Genomic DNA, 22,368 nt, shown 5'->3' on the forward strand with positions numbered 1-22,368 from the left:
TCAGCGGCGGCCATCTTCAGCGGTGGCCGTCTTCAGCAGTGGCCGTCTTCAGCAGTGAAGGTCCTGGATCCCCTGTAGGCCGTGGCGAAGATCGCTGAGGATAAACTCCACCTGTCGGCTGGGGCCGCAGGCGCGGTGGTTGGGAAAGCGCCTGGTCCAGGCATCCATCTTCACGGTCACCGCACAGAGGGCGCCACCGACCTTCGTCTGGTAGCCGATAACCATGTCTTCCATCTCGTGGAAGGAGTCGGCGGACATGTCGTCCCACATGTCGGCCGTACGCAGGCGGAACATCTCCAGGATGTTGCTGACGTCGTAGATGACTCCGCGAAGCTTGTCATCGAGCTCCTTCAGGATCTCCAGGAGCGGGCGGTCCTGCCGTACAATGGTGTCCTGCCGCAGATCTTCCAGACTGCCCAGAAAGTCGGATACCCGAACCATGTTTTCGTCCAGGCACCACTGGTAGTAGGCGAGCGAGAGGTAAACGTCGCCGTAGTCTTCCAGGAACTTCGGGATCGCGGTCACGGGGATCCGCAACTTTCGCGCCAGGCGGTTGAGGTTGCGGCGCGCCACCGCGGCGTCCGGGTCCATGAACAGCGCGAAGAGATCGCGGATGTTCTCGCTGTCCTGCTGGCCTCTGCCGTAGACCGCGGCCACCAGGGGGCGGGTGAAGGCGCGCATCTGGGGCGCCAGTTCGCGCACCTTCGGTTCCGAGAGCCGCAGGTGGCTGTGGGCGTCGATCTCGATTCCCAGGCGGCGCATCTCGACCCTCAGGCTATAGACGTCATAGCTTGAAAGCTGGCTGAGGATCTTTACAAGTTGCACGTCTTTCTGGTTTCGCGAGTCGAACTCGAAGATCCCGGGCAGATCGGTCGGGGCGATCTGCCCGCTGCCGGTATGGGTGCCGGCGAAGAGCTCGACCATGCCTTCCAGTTTGGCGTTCTTGACCAGCCGCGCCCGCCTCAGCCCGGGCGTGACAAGCGGCACGATCGAAAGGGGAAGGATATGCAGCGAGTCCCGGTCTTGCGCTCCTTCCGCGCTCTCTCCGGCGAAGGTTGGTCTGGTCTGCTGGGTGGCGAGGGGACTGTTCATCGGGTCCGGTTGGGCGCTGAAGGTGTCGGTGAACAACCTATTGGAGAAACTTCGGGTCCAGAGAGGCTGAATTCCCGGTTGCGGGGTGCTGACAGGCTGCCACGGCACGGGTCCCTGGATCTCAGGGGATACCGCGGTCTTTGGCGGTGTTCGCGTCTTACCGGGCCAAAGCATAAGGACGACATGGTTAACGTTTTCTTTCTTTGCCGGCCGCCTGTATCAACTGAAGCGCTAGCACGACCGTGCCGCCGGCGCGGGGCCGCCGCCTGTGAGGGCTCTCGCTTTTCGATTGGGCAGGATTTTCGGTTTTGAACGCACCAAGTCCGCGGGTCCTCTGTATCGGTGGCTGCCATGTGGACCGCAAGGCCTCCGCGGCCGTCACGGTGCAACTGGCCGTCTCCAACCCGGTTTCAATCTCGACCTCTTTCGGCGGGGTCGCCCGCAACGTGGCGGAAAACCTCTGTCGTCTGGAAACCGCGGTCACGCTGGTCAGCCGGGTCGGCGCCGACAGTGACGGAGCGGCGATCCTGGAGGCCCTGCGCCGGCTTCCGCTTCGGCTCGACCATCTCGGCATCGCTCCGGACAGGCCGACCGCCTTTCATCTGATCGTGCTGCAGCCCGATGGCGAAATGCTGGTCTCCGTTGCCGACATGCGCATCTACGATGACCTCACGCCGCAGCGCCTGGCCGCGCTGCCGGCCGGCATCTGGGCGGCGGACGCCGTCTTTGCCGATTGCAACCTGCCGGCCGAGAGCCTGACTTACCTGGCCGGGCAGCGCAGCGCCGAGCGGCGTCTCGCGGTCAACGCCGTGTCGCCGGCCAAGGCCGTCCGGGCGGAAGGCATTCTGCCCGCGACCGACTATCTCTTCGTCAATGCTGCGGAGGCGGCCGCCTTGATTGGGCTAGGCCAAGGGGACCCTGGCCCTGAGGCTGCGGCCGGCGCCCTGCTGGAGCGCGGCGTCGGCGAGGTGGTTGTGACGCTGGGCGCCGAGGGGCTGCTGGCGGCGACGCCGGACGCAGTCCTGCATCTCCAGAGCCTGCCCGGCCCGCTGTGCGACGTGACGGGTGCGGGTGACGCTCTGGCGGCCGCCTTTCTCGACGCGCGGCTGCGCGGCCTGTCCCTGGATGCCGCGGCGCGGCGGGCGCTTGGCGCGGCGCGTCTGACGGTCGAGTGCGCGCAGAGCGTAAACGCGACCCTTACCCCGGAAACCCTGGATCAGATGATGTCATGACAGAGCGCAACGGCAGGCCCGACGCAATGCAGTTTCTCGAAGTCTCACCGGAGGTCGCTTCGGCTCTGGCGGAGCGGCGGCCGGTTGTGGCTCTCGAGTCCACCATCATCACCCACGGCATGCCCTTTCCGCGCAACCTGGAAACGGCCCTGGCGGTGGAGGGAGATATCCGCGCCGCCGGCGCCGTGCCGGCCACGATTGCGGTTCTTGAGGGCCGCATTCGCGTGGGGCTGGACGAGGCGGCACTGGAGGCACTGGCGGAGCGGGCCGAGGTCGCCAAGGTCAGCCGGGCCGATCTGCCGGCGGTGCTCAACGGCGGCGGCGCCGGGTCCACGACCGTCGCGGCCACGATGATCGCCGCCGATCTCGCTGGCATCCGGGTCTTTGCCACCGGCGGCATCGGCGGTGTCCACCGCGGCGCCGAGAACAGTTTCGACGTCTCCGCCGATCTGCAGGAACTGTCCCGCACCCCTGTGGCGGTGATCTGCGCCGGCGCCAAGGCGATCCTGGACCTGCCGAAGACTTTGGAGGTTCTGGAAACGCTCGGCGTCCCGGTCGTCGGCTTCGGTTGCGACACCCTGCCGGCCTTCTACAGCCGCGACAGCGGCTTGCCGTTGGCCCTGCGCTGCGATGCCGCTGCCGAGGTCGCCGCGTTGATGATGGCTCAGTGGGATCTCGGCCTTGGCGGCGGGCTCGTCGTGGCCAACCCGATCCCTATGGCCGACGAGATCCCGGCGGCGACCATGGAGGAGAAGATTGCCGAGGCGCTGAGCGAAGCAGCGGCGCAGGGGGTACAGGGCAAAGCGGTTACGCCCTTCCTGCTGCAGCGCCTGGAGGCACTCACGAAGGGTGCCAGTCTCGATGCCAACGTCGCCCTGGTGCGCAACAATGCCCGCCTGGCGGCCGCGGTCGCCGCCGCCTACGCCGAACGCCCCGCGCCCTAGATCAGCTTCAGGGCCGCTCGGCCACCAGATGCCAGTGGTAGGACCCGGGGCGGCTGTGTTCCTTGTCGGCGAGGCTGAGCAACTCGAAGTCCTCGAACAGGCGCAGCAGCTCAGTGGCGTTGCAATAGAAGTGCGGATGGTTCTTGTCCCCGTCGCCGGAATCCGAAGTGACGAAGGTGTTGGGGGCGATCTCGGTACCGACACCGCAATTGGCGTTGCGCTTCGACAGCATGGTGCCCTGGAACATCCCGCCCGGTTTCAGGACGCGGTGGATCTCCGCAATGGCCCGGGACACGACGCCGCCGTCACCGTGATAGATGACGTTGAAGGAAAGGACATAGTCGAAGCTGCCGTCTTCGTAAGGCAGGTCGGTCATCAGGCCTTCGCGAAAATCGATCGCAAGCCCGTGGTCCTTGGCCTGCCGTACCGCGAACTCCAGGCCGGCGGGGCTGGCATCCATGCCGTGAACACCCAGCCCTTGGCTTGCCAGATAGCAGGCGTGACGGCCGACGCCGCAGCCGAGGTCGAGCGCCCGCAAAAGACCACGCGCTTTCAGCGTCGGAATCAAGGCCGCGACGTCAGGGTCGGGGTCCAGCCAGTCCGCCCGGCCGCTTTCGCTCTGCCAGCGGTGGTCCCAGGCGCGGTGGGCCGTTGCCGAGTCGTCTGAGGGAAGAGTGCTGGGCATCGCGGGCTGTTCCTCCAAGGTAATGATGGGCAAGAGCGGCGGCCGCCTTTCGTTGCGGCTCTGCCTAGATGATGCGGTGGCGCAGGTAGCTGCTGAGGCGCTCGACCAGCAGAACCAGCGCGAAGATGCAGATGATGATCGTCGCCGCCGTCGGGTATTCGAAGAGGTCCATGGCGACTTTCAGTTCGATGCCGATACCGCCGGCGCCGACCAGCCCGAGGACCACCGAGGACCGTGTCGCCTTTTCCAGGCTGAAGAGCGCGGTGTTGATAAAGGAGGGCAGGGCGGCCGGGAAGACCGCGGAGCAGATAACGCCGCTGCGGCTGGCGCCGAGGGCGGAGAGCGCTTCCTGCGGTCCCGGTTCGGTCTCCTCCATCGCCTCGGCGAAGAACTTGCCGCAGAACCCCATGGTGTCGACCATGAGGGCCAGGGTCCCGGCGAAGGGGCCGAGGCCGACGGTCACCACGAAGAACAGCGCCCAGACGAGGTCGGGTACCGTGCGGAACCAGGAGATCAGGCCGCGGGCGAGATAGTAGACGGCAGGGTGGGGGGAGAGGCGGCTGGTCGCACAGACTGCCAGAGGCAGGCTGAGCGCCACGCCCAGCGCCGTGCCCACCAGAGCCATCTGGAAGGTCTCCAGCAGGGCCTGCCCGATGGGCGCGATGCGGCTGAGGTCCGGCGGGATCATGCGCACGAAGAGGTCGCCCATGTGGGGCAGCCCTTCCAGGAAGCCGGTGACCGAGATCCTGGAGCCTTCGATGGCCAGTACGAAGAACGCCAGCGCCACGACGTAAATCAGAAAGGCCAGAGCCCCGGGGCGTTCGAAGCGGGGCGGCAGCGCCGCCGTCGGGCGCGCCGCCGCTGCCGCCGGGATCGGGCCGCCGGGTGTCAAAGCGCTGCTCCGGTTTGACGGCGTCCAATGGGGTTCACGCAACGCGCGATCATGTGTAGATCGCCTTCAGCGCCGCCATGTCATGGTCGCTGCTGGCGCCGTCGATCACCTTGCGGCCGCCGCGCAGCGCAACCAGGTGGTCGGCGTAGTCGAGGGCATGGCGCAGGTGGTGGGAGGTGAAGAACAGGGTGACGTTCTTCTCGCGCATCAGGTCGCTGAAGAGCTTCATCACCTCTTCGCCGGCGGCGGGGTCGAGACTGGCGACGGGTTCATCGGCAAAGACCATCTGCGGCCGCTGCATCAGGGCCCGTGCGATGGCCACCCTCTGCGATTGCCCGCCGGACAGCCGGTCGGCGCGCTTGCCCGCCTGGTCGGCCAGGCCGACCCTTTCCAGGCAGTGCATGGCTTCGTCCCGCAGCGTTCTGGGAGCAAGGCCCTGATACCAACAGCGCGGGCCGCCGTGGCGCGCCTGGGCGCCGTGCAGTACGTTGGTCAGGGCGGAGAGCCGAGGCACCAGGTTATGCTTTTGAAAGACGAAACCGACCCGCGCACGCAGCCGCCGCAGCGGCGCACCGCGCAGCGCCGTGATCTCCTGGCCCAGCAGCGCAACGCTGCCTTGGCTCGGCTCCAGCAGCCGCAGACAGCAGCGCAGAAGGGTCGACTTGCCGGAGCCGTTGGCGCCGATCAGCGCCGTCGAACAGCCCGCGGTGATATCGAGGTCGACGCCCTTCAAGACCTCCGCCGCCCCAAAGCGCTTGGCGAGGCCACGAACGGCCAGATCGCGTGCAGTCTTGTCCGAACCGGGACGAGCGGTCCCCGTGGGGACCGCCCGGACCGCGACCTCTCCGGCATCGACGGCGGTAAGCGCCATCAGTTGCCCACGAAGTCGGAGTACTGGGGATAGCCGATGGTGGCATAGGCATCGCGGATGTACTGGTAGTCGGCATCCTGGACGCCGGGCAGGAACTTCATGCCCGCGTACTTCTGGTTTTCTTCGCCTTCCAGGATCGCAGCCACCAGCGCGTCGGACTGCTCGCCGAAAACCGTGCGCACCTTATCGACCACGGCCTTGTCCACATGGGGACCGGCCACGAGGACATCGTTCGGCAGGTCCGGGCCGCGGGCGATCACCTTGAAGGCGCCGGCCGGCAGGTCCGGGTCCTTCGCGCGCACCTTGTCGGTCCAGCTGCGGTAGTTCACGCCAAGGCCGGCGACATCACCGCGCTTGAGGGCTTCATGGCCGACATTGCGGTGGACATGCAGGGGTTTCAATTCCTTGCTCGGGTCGAGGCCGTAGTCGGCGAGCAACTGCATCGGTCCGAGATGTCCGGAGGTGGAACCGACGTCGCTGAAGGCCACGGACTTGCCTTTCAGATCCGCCGGCGCGTTGATGCCGCTGTCGGCCATGACAACGATGGCCGAGAAGTAGTCGGGCCGGCTGAAGGCGACGACGGGAAAGGCCTCGGTCAGCTTGCGCATGACCACGTATTCGGCCGGACCGGTGAGGACGAAGTCGACTTTCTCAGCCCGCATGGCTTCGGCGGCGGCAGTGCGGCTGGTGACCGGAAAGAGTTCGACCTCCATGCCGCTTGCTTCGCGCAGCACGTCGGCGAAGGGGCCGTACTCGCGCTGCAGCATCTCCAGCCCTTCGACGTCGGTGACGGCGAAGCGGACGGTCTCCGCCGCCTGTACGGAGGTTGCGGAGACGGCAATGGCCGTGGCGAGACCGGCGGCCTTTAGGACTGTTTTCAACATGGCGGAAACTCCCCCTGCTTTCGACATGGCCAGGTTGCGCTTCGGCCCGGGGTCGGCCCAGGGTCGGCCCGGGGCTGCGGCGCGGCGGAGCTTGCAGCCCGACAATGCGGGCTTTGCCTGACCGTTGACGTCAATTCCAACGCAAGGGCGATGACGCGCGCATGATGCGGCCGTGAAGCTGCCGTTACAAAAGCTGGACGAAGCCCGCCATTGGTCGAGGCCTTGGTCGGGGCCGCCGCGCGGGTGTAGGGCGGGAAGGCTTTGGTTTTAGGGCTGGACGACCAGTTGGGCGCGCTCGGCCGCCATGCGGCCCCAGCCGTATTCGATAACCCGTCCTTCCGGATCGATGTTGACCGACTCGGTGACCAGGACCGGCTGGCTGCGCGGCAGTTCGAGAAGCCGGCTCTCCGTCGTCGTCGGCAGCCGCGCCGTGATACGGGTTTCCTTGCGGGTGTAGTCCGTAACGCCGTACTGCGCCAAAGCCTTGGTCACGGACTGTTCGCGCTTGTACGCCTCGATGATGTCGGGAAAGCGCTTGGCCGGGAAGTGGTGGGCGGCAATGGAGATGGGACGGCCGTCCACCTTGCCGACACTTTCGATCAGGGCGACCTGCGCGCCCTTGCGCAGGTGCAACTGCTTGGCCACGGTGGCATCGGCGGGAATGAGCTGGGCCCTCACCAATTCACCGGAGGGGATCCGCGACTGCTTTTGGATGTTCTCGGTGAAGCGGGTGCGCTTGCCCAGCTTGTAGTCGACGACGCGCTCCTGGACGAAGGTACCGCGGCCCTGCTCCACCCTGACGATGCCTTCCTGTTCCAGAAAGGCGATGCCGCGGCGCACCGTGTGGCGGTTGACGCCGAAGCGGCTGGCGAGCTCGGCCTCCGTAGGCAGTCTCTTGCCGCGGTCGAAGACCTCTTCCTTGATGTCCGACTCGATGGATTCGGCGATCTGTCGCCAGAGAGCGACGCCCGCGCGGCGCTGCAGTGTCATGCTCTCTCTTCTCCTGTCACGCAAGTTTCACCAAGTAGCCCTTTACAGGGTCATGAAGGGTATTCTAACCTCCGGATGTATCAACGTCTAGACAAATTGTGGACTTGTCTAATGACAATGCGTTCCGAGAACGGCGCCGGGGTAGGGGCTCCTGCTGAAGGTGCCGGTTTGGAGTCTTTGCCCGGATCGGGGTCTCCACCGGGTGGAGTCCCCGCCGAGGCGGTGCAGGCCGAACGCCAGCGCTGGATGTCCGTTTTGGCAAAGGCGCAGCTTTCCGAGCTGGAGCAGGCCTGGGATCAGGTCGAAGAGCGGCCGGCCTTTCAATGGCTGCGCCCGCCCGAGATCGGCATGGTCATGGTGCGCGCGCGCAGCGGCGGGACCGGCGGCCAGTTCAATCTCGGCCAGATGACCGTGACGCGCTGTGCTCTGCGTGTTGACAGCGGCGCCACCGGCCTGGGGTACGTCCAGGGGCGCTCGAAGCGCCATGCGGAGTTGGCCGCGATCTTCGATGCCCTGCTGCAGGATGGCGGCCGCCGCGCGGTACTGGACGAGGAGGTCATCCGGCCCCTGGCTGCGGCCTACGACCGCCGCCGCGACGAGCGCAGCCGCAAGGCCAATTCCACCAAGGTCAACTTCTTCACCCTCGTACGCGGGGAGAACGACTGATGGCACTCACTTCAACACCGAACGGCACCACGGTTGATAAGACCACGGTCCTGTCCAGCGGTGCGCGGGCGGGCATCGATACAGCGGACCTGAAGCCCGGCCTTGCCGACCCGGTTCACGAGTCCCAGACGCTCTTTCGGCATCTTCTGGACGCGATGGCGCGGCCTGGACGGGCGGTCGACCTGGAGACGGCGCTGGATGCGCCGACCCCGCTGGACCCTGCGACGGCGGCTGTCGTGCTCACCCTCTGCGACTACGACACGCCGCTGTGGATCGACTGGATCGCCGATACCCCGCCGGTGCGCAGCTATTGCCGCTTTCACTGCGGCAGCGCCCTGGTGGAGCGCCCGGACGAAGCGGCCTTCGCGCTTGTCAGCGATGCGGAGAACATGCCGCGCCTCGGCCTCTTTGCCCAGGGCATCGACCAGTATCCGGACCGCTCGGCGACCCTCGTGGTTCAGCTGCCCGACCTGGAGGGCGGACCGGAGCGGGTCCTGAAAGGACCGGGCATCGCCACGCAGGCAGTCCTGCGGGCGGGCGGCCTTCCGGACTGGTTCTGGAACGACTGGCGTTTGAACGCCGCGCAGTTTCCGCTCGGCGTTGACATCTTTTTCACCTCGGGGCGCCGCATCGTCGGCCTGCCCCGGACCGTTCTCGTGGAGGGCTAGGCCATGTACGTCGCAGTCAAAGGGGGCGAGCAGGCGATCCTCAACTCTCACAAGGTGATCGCCGAGGAGCGGCGCGGCGACCCGGCAGTGCCGGAGTTGACGCTGGCGCAGGTCAAGGAACAGATGCAGCTAGCCGTCGACCGCGTGATGACCGAAGGCTCGCTCTATGACCGGGATCTGGCGGCGCTCGCCATCAAGCAGGCCCAGGGCGACCTGGTGGAGGCGATCTTCCTGCTCCGCGCCTACCGCACGACCCTGACCCGCTTCGGTGCGACGCTGCCGATCGACACCGCGAAGATGGCGGTGCGGCGCCGCATCTCAGCCGCCTATAAGGACCTGCCCGGCGGCCAGGTCCTGGGGCCGAGCTACGATTACACCCACCGCCTGCTGGACTTTGCCCTCGCGGCAGAGGAAGGGGTCGGTGCACCGCAGGTGGATATGGCGGAGGAGCCGGTGGACGAAAGCATCCCGCGCGTCACCGACATCCTCAACCACGAGGGCCTGATCGAGGAAGAGGTGGCGGCCGACGACGAGGCGCGGGTCGCGGACCTGACCCGCGAGCCCATGGAGTTCCCGGCCGAACGGGACATGCGGCTACAGAACCTGGCCCGCGGCGACGAGGGTTTTCTTCTCGCGCTCGGCTACTCGACCCAGCGCGGCTACGGGCGCAACCACCCCTTTGCCGGCGAGATCCGTTTGGGCGAGGTCGCGGTGGCGTTCGAGCCGGAGGAACTGGGCTTTCCCATCGAGATCGGCGAGATCACCGTCAGCGAATGCCAGATGATCAATCAGTTCGCCGGCTCCGCCGAGCGTCCGCCCCAGTTCACCCGGGGATACGGGCTGGCTTTCGGCCACTGCGAGCGCAAGACCATGGCGATGGCGTTGGTTGACCGGGCGCTGCGCGCGCGCGAGCTGGATGAGACCGTCGACTATCCGGCGCAGGACGAGGAATTCGTGCTGTATCACTCCGACAACGTCGAGGCTTCCGGCTTCGTGCAGCACCTGAAGCTGCCGCACTACGTCGACTTCCAGTCGGAGCTGCAGCTCATCCGCAGCCTGCGCCGGCGCCACGACGAAGAGCAGATGGAGGCCGCGGAATGACCGGCACACAGACGGCCGCGGTTGCCGAAACGGCGGCCCCGGCCGCCGCAGAGACCACAGAGGACGGCTACAACTTCGCCTATCTGGACGAGCAGACCAAGCGCATGATCCGCCGCTGCATCCTGAAAGCGGTGGCCGTGCCCGGCTATCAAGTGCCCTTCGGCGGGCGCGAGATGCCTTTGCCCTATGGCTGGGGCACCGGCGGCATGCAGGTCACCGCCAGCATCATCGGTGCCAACGACACCCTGAAGGTCATCGACCAGGGCGCCGACGACACCACCAACGCCGTGAACATCCGCCGCTTCTTCGCCCGTACGGCTGATGTGGAAACCACCGAGACCACGGGCGAGGCGAGCATCATTCAGACCCGCCACCGCGTGCCGGAAGACCCGATGACGGAAGACCAGATTCTGGTGCTGCAGGTGCCCCAGCCGGAGCCGCTGCGCAGCCTCGAGCCGCGGGAGATCGAGTGCCGCAAGATGCATGCCTACAAAGAGTACGGGCTGATGCAGGTCTCGCTCTACGAGGACATCGCCCGCTTCGGCGAGATCGCAACCTCCTACTCCTATCCGGTGATGGTGAACGACCGCTACCTGATGTCGCCGACGCCGATCCCCAAGTTCGACAACCCGAAACTCGACTCCTATCCGGCCCTGCAGCTCTATGGCGCCGGGCGGGAGAAGCGGATCTACGCCATCCCGCCCTACACCAAGGTGAAGAGCCTGGATTTCGACGACCACCCCTTCCAGGTGCAGCAGTGGGAGGAGAACTGCGCCCTCTGCGGGGCCGAGGATACCTTCCTGGACGAGGTGATCCTGGATGACCGCGGCGGCAAGATGTACGTCTGCTCCGACTCCCACTACTGTGCGCGCCGGCGGGCGGAGGGCCATAGCGGGAAACTCTCCGGCTCTGCGGCGGCGGCCTATGCCGCTGCGGTGGGGGCCGATCAGCCGGAGAAGGGAGCATGAACGCCATGTCGCCCCTGCTGCGGGTGCACAACCTTTCGCACGCCTTCGGTTCGCTGCTGGCCTGCTCCGATGTCAGTTTCGAGCTCCACAGCGGCGAGGTGCTGGGCGTGGTCGGGGAGTCCGGCTCCGGCAAGACGACCCTGCTCAACTGCCTTTCAGCGCGTCTGGTTCCCACCAACGGCATCGTCGAGTACGACCTGCGCGACCGCGGCCTCACCGACATCTACAGCCTGTCGGAACCGGAACGCCGCTTTCTGCTGCGCACGGACTGGGGCGTGGTGATGCAGAACCCGCGGGATGGCCTGCGCATGAGCATCAGCGCCGGCGGCAACGTCGGCGAGCGGCTGATGGCGGTCGGCGCGCGGCACTACGGTGAGATTCGCGGCACGGCCGAGGAGTGGCTGGAGAAGGTCGAGATGGATCTAGGCCGCATCGACGATGCGCCCAAGCACTTCTCCGGCGGCATGCAGCAGCGTCTGCAGATCGCGCGCAACCTGGTCACCAAACCGCGCCTTGTCTTCATGGACGAGCCCACCGGCGGCCTCGACGTTTCCGTGCAGGCGCGCCTGCTCGATCTTTTGCGTGGACTTGTCCGCGAACTGAAACTTTCCGCCATTATTGTCACTCACGATCTGGCGGTGGCGCGCTTGCTGGCCGACCGCCTGATGGTGATGAAGGACGGCAAGGTGGTGGAGACAGGGTTGACCGACCAGGTCCTGGACGACCCGCATCATCCCTATACCCAGCTTCTGGTCTCCTCCGTGTTACAGGTATGATCATGAACGACCCTCAGAGACCATCGGTCCAAGCGTCCGAGACGTCCCAGACGGAAGAGCGGCTCCCGGTGATCCGCGTCGAAGACCTCGGCAAGACCTTCACCCTGCATGTCCAGGGCGGCGCCCGTATCCCGGTGTTCTCCGGCCTCAGCCTCCAGGTTGCGGCCGGCGAATGCGTTGCGCTGTTCGGGCCTTCGGGGACCGGCAAGTCGACCCTGCTGCGCTCGCTCTACGCAAACTACAAGCCGGGCCAGGGCCATATCTGGCTGCGCCACGGTGAAGACTGGGTCGACATGGCGACCGCCGCCCCGCACCGGGTGCTGGCGGTACGGCGGGAGACCCTGGGCTACGTCAGCCAGTTCCTGCGGGTCATTCCGCGCATTCCGGCGCGCGACATCGTCGCCGAGCCGCTGCACGCCCTGGGGAGCGACCTGGCGGCCGCGCGGCAGAAGGCGGAAGGCCTGCTGGCCCGGCTCAACATCCCCAAGGCGATGTGGGATCTGGCGCCGGCCACCTTCTCCGGCGGCGAGCAGCAGCGGGTGAACATCGCCCGCGGCTTTGCGGTCGACTATCCGATCCTGCTGCTCGACGAGCCGACCGCCTCGCTCGATGCCGGCAACCGCGCCGTGGTCATCGACCTGATCCGGGAGGCCAAGGCCCGTGGGGCCGCCGTGGTCGGCATCTTCCACGACGACGAGGTGCGTGCTGCAGTGGCCGACAAGATCTTCGACGTCCAGACGGGAGCACTTGCGGCATGACGGCGGAGAAGGTTTTTTCCAACGCCCGCCTGGTGCTGGAGGACGAGGTCGTGCACGGCAGCCTTGCCGTGAGGGATGGGCGGATCAGCGATATCAGCGCCGGCGGCACCGCTGTGCCGGGTGCCGAAGACCTGGACGGCGACTTTCTGCTGCCCGGCCTCATCGATCTGCACACCGACCACTTCGAGAAGCACGTTCTGCCGAGACCGGGCACGCGCTGGAATGCGGTCACCGCGGTCATGGCCCATGACGCGCAGATGGCTGCCGCCGGCATCACCACCGCCTACGACTGCATCTGCGTCGGGGTGAGCATCCGCAATCCGGAGCGCGTGGAGATCCTCGCGCCGATGATCGAGGCGGTGACCCAGGCCGGGGCGCAGGAGATGCTGCGCGCCGATCACATCATTCATCTGCGCTGCGAGGTGACCGACGAAAGGGTTGTGGACCTCTTCGACTCCGTGGCCGACCAGGCTGCGGTCGGCATGATGTCGCTGATGGACCATGCCCCCGGGCACCGCCAGTACCCGGATGTCCAGCGCTTTCGCGAGCGCACCATGAAGAACCAGAAGATGACCGAGGCGGAGGCCGATGCCCACATCGACCGCCTGCTCGCCGCGCTGCAGACCGTGGCGCCGAAAAACCGCGCCGAACTGGCCGCGCGCGGCCGGGAACGCGGGCTGGCGGTCGCCAGCCACGACGACGAGACGCTGGCGCATGTGGAAGAGGCCGCGGGCCTGGGGATCACGGTTTCCGAGTTCCCCACCACCGCCGCGGCGGCGCGGCACGCCCGCGACCACGGCATGCATGTCGTCATGGGCGCGCCCAACCTGATCCGCGGCGGCTCCCACTCCGGCAATGTCTCCGCCGGGGAGCTGGCGGCGGAGGGCCTGCTGGACAACCTGGCCTCCGACTACGTGCCGGCGGCCATGCTGCAGGCCGCCTTTCGCCTGACCCGGGGGCCGCACGACCTGGCGCTGCCGCCGGCCGTGGCCAAGGTGACCAGCAATCCGGCACAGGCCGCTGGCCTGGCGGATCGCGGGCGCCTCTCCCCGGGGCTGAAGGCGGATCTGCTGAGGGTTGCCATGATTGACGACAGGCCTCATGTTCGCACGGTCTTTCGCGACGGAAAGCGGGTAATGTAATGCTGCAGGACCATCTTCTCGAGGAACACGCAGGCCCGGCCGCGGAGGCGGAACCGACGTTGGTGCTGGCCAACGCCCAGGTGGTGACGGCGGCGGACAGCTTCCGCGGGGCCGTCACCCTGCAGGCCGGCAGGATCGCCGAGGTGGCGGACGGCGGCGCAGTGCCCTCGGGCGCCATCGATTGCCAGGGCGAATTGTTGTTGCCCGGGCTCGTCGACCTCCACACCGACCACTGCGAGCGCCACGCGGTGCCGCGCCCGGGCGTCCAGTGGGACCCGCTGGAGGCCGCCATCGCCCATGACGCCCAGGTTGCCGCCGCCGGCATCACCACGGTCTTCGATTCCCTGGTGGTCGGCCTGCGCGATGCCGACCAGACGCGCCGCGACCTGCTCGGCCAGATCATGGCGGCGGTGGAAAAGGGAGAGACCCTCGGCCTCTTTCGCAGCCAGCACTTCCTGCATCTGCGCTGCGAAGTGACCGACCCGACCCTGCTGGACCAGGTGGAACCCCACATGGACCACCCGCTGCTGCGGCTGGTCTCGGTCATGGAGCACACGGTCGGCCAGCGCCAGTTCCCCGATGCGGAGAAGTACCGGGAGATCCTGATCAAGCTGTTCCACGTGCCGCCGCAGCAGGTGGACGAGCGCTTCCGCCGCGATGCCGAGGCCTCGCGCACCTTCGCGCCCACCTACCGCGCCGCCATCTGCCGCATGGCGCACGCGCGGGGCATTCCGGTTGCCGCCCACGACGACGAGACCCTGGAGCACGTGGAAGAAGCCGCCCACCTGGGCATGGCGCTCTCGGAGTTCCCCACCACCCTGGTCGCTGCCGAGGCGGCACGGGAATGCGGCATGGCCACCATCATGGGGGCGCCCAATGTCGTGAAAGGCGGCTCCCAGACCGGCAATGTCTCGGCCGTCGCGCTGGTGAAGGCCGGGCTGCTCGACATCCTCGCCTCCGACTACGTGCCGGTCTCCATGCTCTCGGCGACCCTGCGTCTGACCGAGGATGACATCGGTCTTTCTCTGCCCCAGGCGGTGAAGATGGCGAGCCTCGCCCCGGCCAAAGCGGCCGGTCTGGACGACCGCGGCGAGATTGCCGTCGGCAAGCGCGCCGACCTGCTGCGCGTGCGCCTGGTGGAGGGGCACCCGGTGGTCCGCACGGTCTACGCCGCGGGCGACCGGGTGGCGTAAAGCCGCCGTTATCAGTGCTCTGAGGCCGCTTGGCCGCGCGTCATCGCGAAGACGTCCTCGGTGCAGGGTTCGCCCTGAAACACCACCTGCTGCGTCCGGATCTTCTCCATCCCCAGCCGCTCCATCAGGCGCAGAGAGGACAGGTTGCGGGTGTCGGTGATGCCGACGATGCGCTCGACCGCGGTCTGGGCAAAGACCAGGCGCAGCGCCGCCGTCACCGCTTCGTGCGCGAAGCCCTGGCCTTGTGCGCTGAGCGCCAGGGTAAAGCCGATCTCGGCCTCGCGGGCGTCTTCGGCGACGCAGAGACCGATGTCGCCGATCAGCCTGTCGTCTGACGCCAGCGCGATGGCGATCTGGTCCCAGCGGCCGGGCTGCAGCAGCGCGGCGCTGTTCACGTCGGCCAGAAAGGCACGGGCCTCGGCATCGCTCATCGCCTGCCAGCCCTGGAAGCGGCCGACTGCCGGATCGCAGCGATAGGCTTGGAAGGCGGCAAGGTCGCCCGGGCACAGCCGGCGCAGGACGATGCGCTTGTGTGCAGAAGGAAGAGGCTCTTTGGGCATGGGTCTCTCTCGTCGCGGCACTTTTCTTGAGGGAGTGGACGAAAGCTTGGAGGTGTCCATAGGGCGTCGGCGGATTCCAGCTTCGATGAGGCCGCCCTGAAACACAAGCCGCGCCGGCTCTGCAACCGCATAGGCACCGTTGACACAGCTCCGCTCTTGCGCGGGGCGGCGGCCTGACGGACCATGATGCCTGTGGGGAGTTTTGCCGCAGCGGCCGCGGCCGTATGTGGCGGACAACAAGGGGTAAGCCGAAGTGTTCGGGATGCTGCGGGCCGTTCAGCGGGGCCTGGCCGGGTTCGTGCTTTCTGGTGCTGTCGCCCTGGTCGCCGGGCCGGCGCTGAGTCCGAGTTCAGCCTGGGCCGCCGAGCCCTGTCTGGGCGGGCCGGACTGCTGGGCGTTGTTTCCCCTTGGGGGCGGCTTGCAGCTTCCGCTATACACCAGCCATGCCCTGGACGAAGCGGCGCCTGAGATCCGCCGCGCCGTCGTCGTTGTGCACGGCATCAGGCGCAATGCGCACCAGTACTTTGCAATGATCACGGCGGCTGCGGGTATCGAGGGGGAGCGCACGCGGACCCTTGTCGTTGCCCCCGGCTTTTCCATCGAAAGCGATGACCGGCCGCACCGCCGCACCGGCGAGGTCTACTGGGCAGGAAACCGCAACTGGCGGCACGGCGATGCCTCCGTCAGTCTACCGCGGGGGCGCATGAGTTCCTTTGGCGCGGTCGAGCGGCTGCTGTCTCATCTCGGTGACCGCAGCCTGTTTCCGAATCTTGACAAGATCACCCTGGCGGGCCACTCCGCTGGCGGACAGTTCGTCCAGCGCTTCGCGGTGGGGCATGCGCCGCTGGCCGCTCTGTCCTCGGTCAGGCTGCGCTACGTCGTCGCCAACCCCGGCACCTATCTCTACCTGGGGCCGGAGCGGCCCGGGCCGGACTTCGACGGCGACTTCGGTGTGCCGTCGGCGGCGGACTGCGCCAAGTACGACCGCTACCAGTATGGGCTCGGTCAGTTGAACGGCTTCATGGCGCGCGCGGGCAAGGATATCCTGAGGGCGCGGGCACGGGACCGCGATGTGGTCCTGCTCCTGGGGCGCAACGACAGCGACCCCGACCACGAAACCCTGAACCGCAAGTGCGCCGCGGCTTTACAGGGCCGTCACCGCCTGGAGCGCGGCCGGCTGTTCAAGGCCCATCTTGACCGCCTCTTCGGCCGCCACGGCACGCGGATCGTCGAGGTTCCGGGCGTTGGCCACGAAGGCGCGGAAATGTTTGCCGCACCGGCCGGGCGCGAGGCAGTATTCTTCTAGAAGCGACTCCGCTGTTTCATTCGCATTCGAACACCAGCCGATACGACAGGACATGATCATTCGCGAAGACGATCTGCGTGGGCACGAGATCGCAGCACTTCTGACGGCGCATCTGGACGTGATGGCCGAGCACTCGCCGCCAGAGAGCCGCCACGCCCTTGATCTGGAGGGTTTGCGGGTGCCGGAGGTCACCTTCTGGACTGCCTGGGAGGATGCGCAGCTGCTGGGCTGTGCGGCCTTGAAGGAACTCTCGCCCGAGCATGGCGAAGTGAAGTCCATGCACACCGCGCAGGCCGCGCGCGGCAAGGGGGTGGCCCGGCGGCTGTTGGAACACCTGATCGCGGCGGCCCGGCAGCGCGGCTACCGGCGGCTCAGTCTGGAGACCGGCAGCATGGAGGGCTTCGCCCCGGCGCGGGCGCTCTACAGCGGCTTCGGCTTCGAATACTGTCCGCCCTTCGCCGACTATCACCTGGATCCCCACAGCGTCTTCATGACCCTGGCGTTGCCGGAGGCGGCAGGGCTCGAGCGGCCCTGATCCGCGTTCAGACCGTCAGCAGCTTTTCGTTCATGCGCCTGACTCGCGCCGCCATGGTGCGCATGACGTCGAGGGCGAAGTAGGGGGTCTCGTGGACGAGGAAAAGGAAACTGCGTTCGGCGACCGGGACGACCTCGCAGGGCTCCAGTGCGACCACGGTGGCGCTGCGCGGCGCACCGTCGACGAGGCCCATCTCGCCAAAGAAGCCGCCGGCATTGATCTCCTCGATGGTCGCCCCATTGATCACGATGGCGGCGCGGCCCGACTGCAGCACGAACATCTCCGTGCCGACCGACCCCTGTTCGATGATGTGCTGGCCTGCGTCGAACCGTAGGACCTTGACCCCTATGCTGGTGAGCATGGTCAGGTCCATGTCCCTGTGCTCCGGGAATTCCATGGCGTTGCCCCCTCCTGATCGCGGCCGCCGCACCATGCATGATTTGCATGACGATTTTGTTGCGGCGCATTGATTTGCTTTGGATGGATGTCAGCCGCCGTACTTCTCCAGGAAGGCCTCGATGCTGAGGCTGCGGAAGTCGGGCAGGGCCTGACGCAACTTGGCGTGGTCCCAGTCCCACCAGGCCAGAACCTGCAGCCGCGCGGCGATCCGGGCGTTGAAGCGCGGCCGGATCGGCCTTGCCGGCACCCCGGCGACGATGCTGTAGGGCGCGACCGCCTTGCTGACCACGGCACCGGCGCCGATCACCGCCCCGGTGCCGACGGTTACCCCGGCCAGAACCGTTGCGCCGTGACCGATCCAGACGTCATGGCCGATGGTGACCGCATGGGCCTGCCGCCAGGCGAAGACCTCGCTGTCATCCTCCTCCGCCAAGCCATACTGGCGGCTGCGGTAGGTGAAGTGATGCTGGCTCGCCCGCCAGGTCGGGTGGTTGCCCGGATTGATCCGCGTCTGATTGGCGATGGAGCAGAACTTGCCGATCGCGCTGCCGATCACATGGCAGTCGGACGTGATGTAGCTGTAATCGCCGAAGCGGCTGTCCATCATGGTGCTGCGCGCGCCCACCTCGGTGTAGATGCCGAGCGTGGAGCCGACGACCGTAGCGGTCTCGTGAATCAGCGGCGACTCGCCCAGCATCTTTTTGGGCGGGCGTTGCACGTCGAAAGGCTTGGCAGCTTCGCTCATGGTCGGGGCCGTTTACTTTCAGGGTCTGTAGTCGTTCTTGCCGATGATTTTGCCGCGCAGCCAGCCGGAGAGGCTGTCGATGGCATAGACTGTGATCAGGATGAGAATGACGATGGACATCACCTCGTCCCAGTTGTTGGCGCTGATGCGGTCGTAGAGCAGGAAGCCGACCCCGCCGGCGCCGACGATACCCAGGATGGTGGCGCTGCGGGTGTTGGATTCCAGGTAGTAGAGCACGTTGGACAGCATGACCGGCAGCACCTGGGGCAGCACCGCCAGGCGCAGGGTCTGCAGGGGGCCGGCGCCGGTCGCCTGGACCCCCTCGATCTGCTTCTTCTCGACGTTTTCGATAGCCTCAGCGAAGAGCTTGGAAAGCGAGCCGATGTCGGAGACCATGATGGCGAAGATACCGGCGAGGGGACCGAGGCCGAAGGCGCGGATGAAGATCAGCGCCAGCACCAGTTGCTCGAAGGCGCGCAGGGTGTCGAAGCCGCGGCGCACGCCGAAGCGCAGCCACTCCACCTTCAGGATGTTTTTGGCGCCGAGAAAGCCGAGCGGCAGGGCAATCAGGGTGGCCCCCAGGGTGCCGAGAAAGGCCATGGCCAGGGTCTCGCCGATGGCGATGACCGGCTCCATGAACAGTTCCCAGCTTGGCCAGACATAGGGCGGCAGCATAAAGCTCAAGACGAAGCCCAGCTTGCCGAGCCCGTGCCAGATGCGCTCCGGCGAGAAGTTGAAGGCGATCAGGGTGTAGATCGTCAGCGCCGAGAAGATACTCCAGCCGACCAGCTTGATCAGCTTCTGACGCGGCGTCTCGGTGAAGGCGAGCGTCAGACGGGCCTTGGCGGCGGCGATCTCCTGCGGTGTCACGTGGCTCGGGTTTCGCATCTCGGTCCTCTAAGCCAGGCCTTCGCGGCCGATAAAGCGGTGGCGGACGCGCTCGCAGATCAGGTCGATGCTGGCGACGGTCACCAGGATGATGAGGAAGAGCGCGGAGATGTCGGTGTAGTACTGGAACGAGATCGCGGTGCGGATTTCCTGGCCCAGGCCGCCGGCACCGACGAAGCCGATGATCGAGGACGAGCGCACGTTGATTTCGAAGCGCAGCAAGGTGTAGCTGACGTGGTTGGGCAGCACCTGGGGCACGACCGCATAGCGGATCATCTGCACCCAGTTGGCCCCGGCAGCCCGCAGACCCTCCGGCGCCTTCATGTCGATGTTCTCGTTGACTTCCGAATAGAGCTTGCCGAGGGCGCCCATGGTGTGGACGGCGATGGCCAGGACACCGGCCATGGGGCCGATGCCGAAGCAGAAGACAAAGATCAGCGCGTAGACCAGTTCCGGCACCGTGCGCGCGATTTCCAGCAGGCGCCGGCAGGTAAAGAGGATGACGCGGTTGGGCATCAGGTTGCGTGAGGCGGGGAAGCTCAGCACAAAGGCGCCGATGATGCCGAAGACTGTCGCCAGGAAGGCGATCAGAATGGTCTCGACCAGCAGCTTCAGCCACAGCTTCACCGGCAAAAACCACTCGGCAAGGTCGGCGCCGAAGCTCTCCCAGCGCAGGACCGGCAGGATCTTGACGATGAATTCATGGAGCCGCGGCAGGCCGTTCCAGATCTTCACCGGGTCCAGGTCGCCGATCACGGCGGCGATGCAAAAGCAGACGATGAAGGCCAGCGCGAAGAGCGCGTCCATCAGCCGCTTGCGGCGCCGTGCCGCGGCGTAGGCTTCGTGGAAGCGCGCGACCGCGTCGTTGGATGCTGCAGAGGGGGAGAGCGTGAGGTCGGTCACGTCGGCCTGTCGCGAAGCGCAGCCTTGCCGGCTGCCGGAAGATCGAAAAGAGTGACCACCGGAGCGGGGGAGAGTGCTTGGGGGCGCCGCCCCCCGCACCGGCGGTCAGAGAGGCACGTGATTCAGCTGCCGCGGTTGCGGCGGATCTTGCGGATCTCCTCGCGCATCTCGACGATCCAGTCGTAGCGCTCGTGGTTGACGCGGATCCAGCCGACCTGTTTGGGATTGGCGGTCATGGCGGCGAAGGCTTCCGGGTCCTTCTGCGGAATCTCCATGAGCATCGTCGCCACGTCTTCCTTCATCGCGCCCGGCAGATTCTTGCGCGCGGTGAAGGGGCCCGAAGTGATCTCAGGCGACTTCCAGATCGGACAGACGACCCCTTCCTGGAGCATGCCCTTGTTCACCATGCGTTGGATAATGCCGGACTCTTCGTTGGTCATATAGGTGGCCGCGGCGTCGAACTGGCCGTTGCTGACGCCAAGAACGCCGGTCTCATGGGCGCCGGAGAAAGGCGTCGCGGCGAAGTAAGTCTCCGGATCGTAGCCCTGCTTCAGAAGGTTGTAGTAGGGCACGGCATAGCCCGATGTGGAGTCGGGGTCGGCGAAGGCCAGGGTCTTGCCCTGCAGGTCCTCGATCTTCTCGTAACCGCTGTCGCAGCGCACGGCGACGATGGAGTAGTAGCCCGTGCTGCCGTCGGCCTGCTTGCGCGAGACCAGCGGTTCGACGCCGCCTTCGGTTTCTGTGTAGGCCGCGGCGTAGGAAGAGGAACCGAAGAAAGCGAATTCGATCTGGTCGGCGGCGATGGCCTGGATCACGCCGTCATAGGACGAAGCGGTGTAGATCTTCACCGGCAGGCCGGTTTCCTTCTCCAGGTACTCCTTGAACTTCGCGTAGCGCTGGATGCGGTCCTTTTCGTTCTCGCCCGAGAGGATGCCGAAGCGCAGTTCCTTGAAGTCGGATTTCCAGTCGGCAGCCTCAGCGGTCTGCAGGGTAACGCCGGCGATGAGAGCGGCGGCGAGGGCCGTGCCGCCTAAAAAGGCTCTGCGAAGCATGGTTGGAGTCTCCTTTGCGATTTGGGTCGGATGCCAGTCGGGGCCCTGGCGGGTTTCCGCAGGGAAAGCCTGGGTGCCGGAGAACGGCGTTGCGGCGAAGCGGTCGCCGGCCATCAGGCCGAGAGGGCGACGCGGTCGCCGCCCTTGTCGCTGTGCCCGGAAGTCTGTGCAGCGATGCCGTTCATCTGGTTGTGATCCTGGTCTTGGTCTTCGTCCTGGCCCGGCAAGGCGGTCGAGGTCACGGCCTCGGAGATCGCTTCGTGCTCGCCGGCAGCGCCATAAACCTCGCGCACCGCAGCCTGGGTGAGAGCCTCGGGACGTCCGTCGAAAACGACTGCGCCGCCGGCCATGCCGACGATGCGGTCGCAGTAGCTGCGCGCCGTATCCAGCGTATGGAGGTTGCAGATGACGGTAATGCCGTCCTCGTGATTGATGGTCTTCAGGGCTTCCATCACCCGCGTCGCGTTGCGCGGATCGAGGGAGGCAATCGGCTCGTCGGCCAGGATCAACTTAGGGTCCTGCAGCATGGCGCGGGCGATGGCCACGCGCTGCTGCTGGCCGCCGGAAAGCGTGTCCGCGCGCTGCAGGGCCTGGTCGGCAAGGTCGAGCCGGTCCAGCGCCGCGATCGCCAGGGCGCGTTCTGCGGCGGAGAAGCGCTTCATCATGGACGACAGCGTTCCGTGCCTGTTGATCCGCCCGATCAGCACGTTGGTCAGGACGTCCAGGCGATTGACGAGGTTGAACTGCTGAAAGATCATCGCGCAGTCGGCGCGCCAGGCCAGCAGCTCCCGCCCTCTCAGCGCCGTGATCTCGCTTCCGCCGCAACGGATGGTCCCTTTGCTGGGCTCCAGCAACCTGTTCAGCAGGCGCAGCAATGTGGACTTGCCCGCACCGGAGCGGCCGATGATCCCCACCATCTGGCCCTCCGGTATCTCGAGGTTTACCCCTTTGACGGCCGTGATCTGGCCAAAGCTCTTTGAAAGACCAGTGATTTCCAGCATCCCCGCCCCTCGCTTCCGCAACCAGCCTCTGGTCGACAGTTTCTCCAAGAGATCCGGTTGTCTAGACCAATCGGATCCTCGACAATCTGCGTGAGGACAAGCCCCCCGTTCGCGGCC

At 66.5% G+C, this 22,368-nt stretch carries 25 protein-coding genes; 12 read left to right on the forward strand and 13 right to left on the reverse strand.

The annotated features are described in order from the left end of the window. Positions 1-48: 48 nt before the first annotated feature. Positions 49-1,092: a hypothetical protein gene (locus Q0982_RS22190; RefSeq protein ID WP_299399875.1), complete on the reverse strand. Its 1,044-nt coding sequence runs from the start codon at positions 1,090-1,092 to the stop codon at positions 49-51. Between the two features lie 308 nt (positions 1,093-1,400). On the opposite strand from Q0982_RS22190, the gene Q0982_RS22195 reads away from it, so the two are divergent. Both Q0982_RS22195 and Q0982_RS22200 read left to right on the forward strand, forming a co-directional pair. Next, positions 1,401-2,324: a PfkB family carbohydrate kinase gene (locus tag Q0982_RS22195; RefSeq protein ID WP_299399877.1), complete on the forward strand. Its 924-nt coding sequence runs from the start codon at positions 1,401-1,403 to the stop codon at positions 2,322-2,324. Further along, positions 2,321-3,268: a pseudouridine-5'-phosphate glycosidase gene (locus tag Q0982_RS22200; RefSeq protein WP_299399879.1), complete on the forward strand. Its 948-nt coding sequence runs from the start codon at positions 2,321-2,323 to the stop codon at positions 3,266-3,268. Before Q0982_RS22195 ends, Q0982_RS22200 begins: the two co-directional genes overlap by 4 nt. A 7-nt stretch (positions 3,269-3,275) precedes the next feature. On the opposite strand, the gene Q0982_RS22205 is transcribed toward Q0982_RS22200, so the two are convergent. The 5 genes from Q0982_RS22205 to phnF form a co-directional block, all read right to left on the reverse strand. Continuing rightward, positions 3,276-3,953, reverse strand: a complete 678-nt coding sequence (locus Q0982_RS22205; protein ID WP_299399881.1) for a class I SAM-dependent methyltransferase — start codon at positions 3,951-3,953, stop codon at positions 3,276-3,278. Positions 3,954-4,017: 64 nt separating this feature from the next. Continuing rightward, positions 4,018-4,845, reverse strand: coding sequence for a phosphonate ABC transporter, permease protein PhnE (gene phnE / locus Q0982_RS22210; RefSeq protein ID WP_299399883.1), 828 nt, complete (start codon positions 4,843-4,845; stop codon positions 4,018-4,020). A 49-nt stretch (positions 4,846-4,894) separates the two neighbouring features. Beyond that, a complete protein-coding gene (locus tag Q0982_RS22215) occupies positions 4,895-5,716 on the reverse strand; it encodes a phosphonate ABC transporter ATP-binding protein (RefSeq protein WP_299399886.1) in 822 nt (273 codons plus the stop codon). Next, positions 5,716-6,600 carry a phosphate/phosphite/phosphonate ABC transporter substrate-binding protein gene (locus Q0982_RS22220; RefSeq protein ID WP_299399889.1) on the reverse strand — a complete coding sequence of 295 codons (885 nt, stop codon included), beginning with the start codon at positions 6,598-6,600 and terminating at the stop codon, positions 5,716-5,718. The genes Q0982_RS22215 and Q0982_RS22220 overlap by 1 nt, the downstream gene beginning before the upstream one ends. A gap of 267 nt (positions 6,601-6,867) precedes the next feature. Then, positions 6,868-7,590 (reverse strand): phosphonate metabolism transcriptional regulator PhnF, encoded by a 723-nt coding sequence (gene phnF, locus Q0982_RS22225; protein WP_299399892.1) that lies wholly within the window; start codon positions 7,588-7,590, stop codon positions 6,868-6,870. Positions 7,591-7,812: 222 nt separating this feature from the next. Here phnF and phnG point away from each other — a divergent pair, with 222 nt between their 5' ends. The 8 genes from phnG to Q0982_RS22265 all read left to right on the forward strand — a co-directional run bounded on the left by phnG (position 7,813) and on the right by Q0982_RS22265 (position 14,862). Beyond that, positions 7,813-8,256, forward strand: a complete 444-nt coding sequence (phnG, locus tag Q0982_RS22230) for a phosphonate C-P lyase system protein PhnG (protein ID WP_299399894.1) — start codon at positions 7,813-7,815, stop codon at positions 8,254-8,256. Next, positions 8,256-8,924, forward strand: coding sequence for a phosphonate C-P lyase system protein PhnH (gene phnH, locus Q0982_RS22235; RefSeq protein ID WP_299399896.1), 669 nt, complete (start codon positions 8,256-8,258; stop codon positions 8,922-8,924). Before phnG ends, phnH begins: the two co-directional genes overlap by 1 nt. Positions 8,925-8,927: 3 nt before the next feature. Beyond that, complete coding sequence (locus Q0982_RS22240) at positions 8,928-10,025, forward strand: carbon-phosphorus lyase complex subunit PhnI (RefSeq protein WP_299399898.1); 1,098 nt, start codon at positions 8,928-8,930, stop codon at positions 10,023-10,025. Next, complete coding sequence (locus Q0982_RS22245; RefSeq protein WP_299399900.1) at positions 10,022-10,993, forward strand: alpha-D-ribose 1-methylphosphonate 5-phosphate C-P-lyase PhnJ; 972 nt, start codon at positions 10,022-10,024, stop codon at positions 10,991-10,993. The genes Q0982_RS22240 and Q0982_RS22245 overlap by 4 nt, the downstream gene beginning before the upstream one ends. Positions 10,994-10,998: 5 nt before the next feature. Next, positions 10,999-11,769 carry a phosphonate C-P lyase system protein PhnK gene (gene phnK / locus Q0982_RS22250; RefSeq protein WP_322097092.1) on the forward strand — a complete coding sequence of 257 codons (771 nt, stop codon included), beginning with the start codon at positions 10,999-11,001 and terminating at the stop codon, positions 11,767-11,769. Between the two features lie 68 nt (positions 11,770-11,837). Next, on the forward strand, positions 11,838-12,527 hold the full coding sequence (gene phnL / locus Q0982_RS22255; protein ID WP_322097089.1) for a phosphonate C-P lyase system protein PhnL: 690 nt from the start codon (positions 11,838-11,840) through the stop codon (positions 12,525-12,527). Continuing rightward, positions 12,524-13,669 (forward strand): alpha-D-ribose 1-methylphosphonate 5-triphosphate diphosphatase, encoded by a 1,146-nt coding sequence (locus Q0982_RS22260; protein ID WP_299399906.1) that lies wholly within the window; start codon positions 12,524-12,526, stop codon positions 13,667-13,669. The genes phnL and Q0982_RS22260 overlap by 4 nt, the downstream gene beginning before the upstream one ends. Further along, positions 13,669-14,862, forward strand: coding sequence for an alpha-D-ribose 1-methylphosphonate 5-triphosphate diphosphatase (locus Q0982_RS22265; RefSeq protein ID WP_299399908.1), 1,194 nt, complete (start codon positions 13,669-13,671; stop codon positions 14,860-14,862). Before Q0982_RS22260 ends, Q0982_RS22265 begins: the two co-directional genes overlap by 1 nt. Positions 14,863-14,873: 11 nt before the next feature. On the opposite strand, the gene Q0982_RS22270 is transcribed toward Q0982_RS22265, so the two are convergent. Then, positions 14,874-15,422, reverse strand: a complete 549-nt coding sequence (locus Q0982_RS22270; protein ID WP_299399910.1) for a GNAT family N-acetyltransferase — start codon at positions 15,420-15,422, stop codon at positions 14,874-14,876. A gap of 262 nt (positions 15,423-15,684) precedes the next feature. Between Q0982_RS22270 and Q0982_RS22275 the strand changes: the two genes are divergently transcribed. Then, on the forward strand, positions 15,685-16,728 hold the full coding sequence (locus tag Q0982_RS22275) for a hypothetical protein (protein ID WP_299399912.1): 1,044 nt from the start codon (positions 15,685-15,687) through the stop codon (positions 16,726-16,728). A 52-nt stretch (positions 16,729-16,780) separates the two neighbouring features. Further along, entirely contained in the window at positions 16,781-17,263 is a 483-nt protein-coding gene (locus Q0982_RS22280) for a GNAT family N-acetyltransferase (RefSeq protein WP_299399914.1), read from the forward strand. 7 nt (positions 17,264-17,270) lie between these two features. Here Q0982_RS22280 and Q0982_RS22285 read toward each other — a convergent pair whose 3' ends face one another. From Q0982_RS22285 to phnC, 6 genes are all read right to left on the reverse strand, one after another. Next, entirely contained in the window at positions 17,271-17,660 is a 390-nt protein-coding gene (locus Q0982_RS22285; protein ID WP_299399916.1) for a Crp/Fnr family transcriptional regulator, read from the reverse strand. 90 nt (positions 17,661-17,750) lie between these two features. Continuing rightward, on the reverse strand, positions 17,751-18,407 hold the full coding sequence (locus Q0982_RS22290; RefSeq protein ID WP_299399918.1) for a DapH/DapD/GlmU-related protein: 657 nt from the start codon (positions 18,405-18,407) through the stop codon (positions 17,751-17,753). Positions 18,408-18,425: 18 nt separating this feature from the next. Continuing rightward, positions 18,426-19,295, reverse strand: coding sequence for a phosphonate ABC transporter, permease protein PhnE (gene phnE, locus Q0982_RS22295; protein ID WP_299399920.1), 870 nt, complete (start codon positions 19,293-19,295; stop codon positions 18,426-18,428). Positions 19,296-19,304: 9 nt separating this feature from the next. After that, positions 19,305-20,198, reverse strand: a complete 894-nt coding sequence (gene phnE, locus Q0982_RS22300; RefSeq protein ID WP_299399922.1) for a phosphonate ABC transporter, permease protein PhnE — start codon at positions 20,196-20,198, stop codon at positions 19,305-19,307. A gap of 122 nt (positions 20,199-20,320) precedes the next feature. Further along, positions 20,321-21,250, reverse strand: coding sequence for a phosphonate ABC transporter substrate-binding protein (phnD, locus tag Q0982_RS22305; protein WP_299399924.1), 930 nt, complete (start codon positions 21,248-21,250; stop codon positions 20,321-20,323). A 113-nt stretch (positions 21,251-21,363) separates the two neighbouring features. Further along, entirely contained in the window at positions 21,364-22,251 is an 888-nt protein-coding gene (gene phnC / locus Q0982_RS22310) for a phosphonate ABC transporter ATP-binding protein (protein WP_299399926.1), read from the reverse strand. Positions 22,252-22,368: the final 117 nt, after the last annotated feature.

This window comes from Pelagibius sp. (genome assembly GCF_028281305.1).
In the GTDB taxonomy this organism is placed as follows: domain Bacteria; phylum Pseudomonadota; class Alphaproteobacteria; order Kiloniellales; family Kiloniellaceae; genus Pelagibius.

Coding starts and splice junctions, on each gene's coding strand:
- phnF (WP_299399892.1), bottom strand. CDS start 7,590: ATGACACTGCAGCGCCGCGCGGGCGTCGCTCTCTGGCGACAGATCGCC.
- phnD (WP_299399924.1), bottom strand. CDS start 21,250: ATGCTTCGCAGAGCCTTTTTAGGCGGCACGGCCCTCGCCGCCGCTCTC.
- Q0982_RS22290 (WP_299399918.1), bottom strand. CDS start 18,407: ATGAGCGAAGCTGCCAAGCCTTTCGACGTGCAACGCCCGCCCAAAAAG.
- Q0982_RS22190 (WP_299399875.1), bottom strand. CDS start 1,092: ATGAACAGTCCCCTCGCCACCCAGCAGACCAGACCAACCTTCGCCGGA.
- phnH (WP_299399896.1), top strand. CDS start 8,256: ATGGCACTCACTTCAACACCGAACGGCACCACGGTTGATAAGACCACG.
- Q0982_RS22270 (WP_299399910.1), bottom strand. CDS start 15,422: ATGCCCAAAGAGCCTCTTCCTTCTGCACACAAGCGCATCGTCCTGCGC.
- Q0982_RS22275 (WP_299399912.1), top strand. CDS start 15,685: ATGCTGCGGGCCGTTCAGCGGGGCCTGGCCGGGTTCGTGCTTTCTGGT.
- phnK (WP_322097092.1), top strand. CDS start 10,999: ATGTCGCCCCTGCTGCGGGTGCACAACCTTTCGCACGCCTTCGGTTCG.
- Q0982_RS22265 (WP_299399908.1), top strand. CDS start 13,669: ATGCTGCAGGACCATCTTCTCGAGGAACACGCAGGCCCGGCCGCGGAG.
- Q0982_RS22240 (WP_299399898.1), top strand. CDS start 8,928: ATGTACGTCGCAGTCAAAGGGGGCGAGCAGGCGATCCTCAACTCTCAC.
- Q0982_RS22215 (WP_299399886.1), bottom strand. CDS start 5,716: ATGGCGCTTACCGCCGTCGATGCCGGAGAGGTCGCGGTCCGGGCGGTC.
- phnC (WP_299399926.1), bottom strand. CDS start 22,251: ATGCTGGAAATCACTGGTCTTTCAAAGAGCTTTGGCCAGATCACGGCC.
- Q0982_RS22280 (WP_299399914.1), top strand. CDS start 16,781: ATGATCATTCGCGAAGACGATCTGCGTGGGCACGAGATCGCAGCACTT.
- Q0982_RS22205 (WP_299399881.1), bottom strand. CDS start 3,953: ATGCCCAGCACTCTTCCCTCAGACGACTCGGCAACGGCCCACCGCGCC.
- Q0982_RS22285 (WP_299399916.1), bottom strand. CDS start 17,660: ATGGAATTCCCGGAGCACAGGGACATGGACCTGACCATGCTCACCAGC.
- Q0982_RS22260 (WP_299399906.1), top strand. CDS start 12,524: ATGACGGCGGAGAAGGTTTTTTCCAACGCCCGCCTGGTGCTGGAGGAC.
- Q0982_RS22200 (WP_299399879.1), top strand. CDS start 2,321: ATGACAGAGCGCAACGGCAGGCCCGACGCAATGCAGTTTCTCGAAGTC.
- Q0982_RS22220 (WP_299399889.1), bottom strand. CDS start 6,600: ATGTTGAAAACAGTCCTAAAGGCCGCCGGTCTCGCCACGGCCATTGCC.
- Q0982_RS22245 (WP_299399900.1), top strand. CDS start 10,022: ATGACCGGCACACAGACGGCCGCGGTTGCCGAAACGGCGGCCCCGGCC.
- phnE (WP_299399920.1), bottom strand. CDS start 19,295: ATGCGAAACCCGAGCCACGTGACACCGCAGGAGATCGCCGCCGCCAAG.